Source organism: Candidatus Benthicola sp. (assembly GCF_058719085.1).
The window spans coordinates 1-3,712 of record NZ_JBZQEK010000025.1; the positions used below are offsets into that span (position 1 = coordinate 1).

Here is a 3,712-nt window from a genome sequence, read left to right on the forward strand (position 1 = left end):
ATCCAGATGTCTCCGGAGTCCGTGAAGGCGAGCCGGCTCCCATCCGGAGCCCACGTGGGCCGTGTTCCAAAGTTGAAGATCTGGACTTGATTCGACCCCTCGTCGCTCATGGTCCAGATCTCTCCGTCACGCATGAAGGCGATCCGACTGCCGTCGAAAGACCACGCGGGCTGCTGGTCGGCCGTTGCCGGATCATCGGTCACCCTCTCCGCGCCGCTGCCGTCCGCCAGGGCGACCCACAGGTCGCCCTGCCACGAGTAAGCGATTCGCAGACCATCCGGCGAGACCGACGGATCCAGCCCGTTGAGGCCCAGAGCCCTCACGGTGCCCGCCGGCTCGTAGGGATCGACGGCGTACAGCATCCAGCTGCCGGTTCGATCCGACTGGAAGGCGATGCGATCGTACAGGTGGTACCGGCAGGCCACGTCGAATGTGACGTCCTCCTGAACGCCGGCCGTCACCGTCACGGTGCGCGGGTTGGCGCCGTCCACGTCGCAGTTGAAGGCTTCGTCGCTGAGCTCGACCGAATAGTCACCCGGTTCGAGTCCGCCCGCCGTGATCGCGCCGTTGACCCCGATGCCGCTCGGAGCGCCGCCGTCGATCTCGACCAGGTAGCCGTCCTCGTCCACGTCCTCGCCCGTCGTCACGGTACTCACCCGGATCGAACCGGACGTAGCGGAACACGCGACGGCGAAGGTGGTCTGGACCGTCTGCCCTGACGTCACGGAGACCGTTCGAGGATTGCCGCCGGAGACCGAACAGTTGGAGGCCACGTCGCCGAGAAACACGCTGTGATCCCCTGGCACGAGCCCGCTGAAAGTGATCGAGTCGTCCAGCTCCACCGGCGTCGGCGCCCCTCCGTCCACGGACACCTCGTAGCCGTTTCCATCCAGCTCCTCGCCGGTGGTGGTCACCACGATCCCGATCCCACCCGCGTCCTGGGCGCAGGTGACGGCGAAGGCCACGCTCGCCGTCTGGTCGGCCACGACCGACACGCTGCGCGTCGAAGAGCCCGACACCTGGCAGTTGCCGGCCACGTCCGAGATCGCCACCTCGTGCGAACCCACCGAGAGCCCCGAATACGTGGTCGCTTCGCCGGACGTGATGCGCCGCTGCTCGGCGCCATCCACCGTGAACACACACCCGTCGGCATCGACGGCCTCCCCGGATACCGTCAGGGAAACCTGGATGCTCCCGGTCGGATCCGGACCGGTCGGCCCCCCCTCGTCATCGTCACCGCCGCACGACAGGGACCACCAGGAAAGGAGCAATAGAGCCAAGAGCGGGATCGGACGACGGATATACACGCAACTCTCCCGGGTGCAGTACGGTCGATCGGGATGTCGCGCAGTGTCAGTCGGAGAGGGGATCAGCAGGCACTGCAGACGGAGAGAATATACGATCCGGGCCTACCGGCAGCCACCGCCGCGGGTGCGCTACTCCACGTCCAGTCCGACGCTCCTCAGAAGCTCGGGGTAACGCGGATCGGCCTTCAGCGGATCGGCGGAGTGGTCCGTGCGGAGCGTGCCGATGGAGCCCGGGTCGACCTGGGCCGCCCGGTAAAGGTAGTCGTAGGCCGTGTCGAGATCGCCAAGCTCGCCGTACACGATCGCGATCTCCTTGATCAGAGGACCTTCCTCCGGAACGTCCCGCAGGGCGGCCAATGCCGAGTCGCGCTCGCCGGCCCGGGCCCAGGCCCAGGCGAATCCGAGATGGTTCAGCGGATCGGAGGGATCCAGTTCGACGGACCTTCGGAACGCCGCGATCGCCTCTTCGTTCTGGTCCTGCATCGCGTGGCCGTATCCGAGGTTGTAGTAGGCATACGCGGTTTCGGGAGCCATCTCGATCAGCTTCTTCGACTCGCGGACCGTCCCCTCCCAGTCCCCGGCCCACCAGAGCGCGTCTCCGTAGGAGGCCCGAGCCGTCACCGAGAGCGGATCCAGTTCGACGGCTCTCCTCGCCTGCGCCTTCGCCTCGTCGTGGCGGTCCAGCTGCAGAAGTAGCCGGGCATACCGGCGGTGCTCCTCGGCGGAGCCCGGCGCCAGCTCCAGCGCCCTGAGCGCCGCCTCTTCCGCCTCCTCGTACCGCAGCTGGTCGGTCAGATAGAACGCGCGGGCCGAGTGCCCTGCCGCGAGATCCGGCTGCAGCTGGAGCGATCGGTCGATCGCCTGGCCCGCCAGCCGCTGTGCCTCGCCGACCGACATCAGGCCCTGGCTCTTCAGGAACAGATAGACCGTACCGAGGTCCGCCCAGGCCCGGGCGTACCCCGGGTCCAGCTCCACCGCCTGGACGAGCAGGTCTCGCGCCTGTTCGAGGGACTCCTGCCGACCCGTACCGGACAGCATGATGTAGCGGGCGCGTGAGTACAGGTCGAGGGCCTCCGTGCTCTCGGTCGGTCGTGCCTCGATTCGAGCCTCTTCTTCGGGAGTCAGCGTGGCCTGGAGCGCCGCGGCGATCTGCTTCGCGAGGTCGGACTGGATCGCGAACACGTTAGCGGCCGTGAGCTCCTCGTCGTACGTCTCGGCCCACAGGTGGCGGTCCGTCGAAGCCTCGATCAGCTGCACGTTGACCCGCACCCGGTCGCCCGCCCGCTGGATCCCTCCCTCGAGAATCGTCGCCACGCCGAGCTCGCCGGCGATCTGGGGGATGGACTTGGTGGTGCCCGCGTACTGCATCACCGATGTGCGCGAAATGACGGTGAGCGAGTCGATCTTGGACAGCTGGGTGAGGATGTCGTCGTGCATCCCTTCCGAGAAGTACTCGTCCTGCTTCTCCTCGCTGCGCGTGGCAAAGGGAAGCACGGCCACGGATCGCAGATCCGACGTCGCGACCGCAGCCCCGGAGCCCGGGGGGACCGGCTCTGCAGTCCCGTTCGCCGCCGCCTCTCCCCTCGCGTCGGGGCCCAGGAAGAGCCACCCGGTCACCAGGACTCCCCACAGGGCCATCGCGGCCACCCCACCGACGATCGCGTTCTTCCAGGTGAAGAACCCTCGCGTTCCGCCCGGCGTGCCCCTGTCTCCGCGCACAGGCTCCGCCGACGTCGCCGTGGCTGGACCGAGCCCGTGCAGGTAGGCCGTCGCCCCGACAATCGGCAGGCCGATGATTAGGAGAATCAGGGCGAGCGTGAACACCCAGGGCGGAAGCCCCGCGTTCTGGGCGAGGACGTCCACCACCTGGAGGACCACCCACGAGCCGGCCGCGTAAAGGCCAAGCACCTTCCAGAGGGTGCTCTTGTGCTTGCGGTTGGACATGAAGCCCTTGTTCTCGAGGATCTTCGCCCGAATCGGAGCCGACTTCGAAGATCGCCCGACCGTCGAACGGCGGCAAGATGAGGCGTCTGAAAGCGGGCTGAAGACACGCCAGACCCGCCGGGCCGGCTCCGTCCCGGCCGATGCCACGGCTTCGCGACCCCGCTTTCGAGTCATCGCACTGGGCTGCAAGCTCTTGCGCCACCCGGCCGGGGGAGGTATTCCTTGCCGCGAGTGCGTGCGCCTATTCGTCGCACGATGTCCCGCTCGAACGCAAAATCACAGGGGGAAGTCATATGCGTTACCTGGTACGTTCCACCCTCGCGGCGGTCGTGGCCCTCGCTCTGGTCACGTCCAACGCCCAGGCCCAGATGGGCGCCGAGCTCGGTGTCCGTGGCGGTGTTTCGGTCGCCAGCGCGTCCTGGGACGCCGATGCGACCTTCGACAAGAGCAACCGCACCGGG

Annotated in this window: 2 protein-coding genes; both read right to left on the minus strand. The window is 67.5% G+C overall.

The window, feature by feature from the left end; genetic code table 11:
• Nucleotides 1–1,280 (minus strand): TolB family protein (locus AC36XV_RS02075; RefSeq protein ID WP_492202010.1); only part of this gene is annotated, 1,280 nt, incomplete at its 3' end.
• 156 nt (nt 1,281–1,436) lie between these two features.
• The gene (locus tag AC36XV_RS02080; RefSeq protein WP_492202011.1) at nt 1,437–3,251 is read right to left on the minus strand and encodes a tetratricopeptide repeat protein; all 1,815 of its coding nucleotides are present in this window, start codon (nt 3,249–3,251) and stop codon (nt 1,437–1,439) included.
• Nucleotides 3,252–3,712 lie beyond the last annotated feature (461 nt).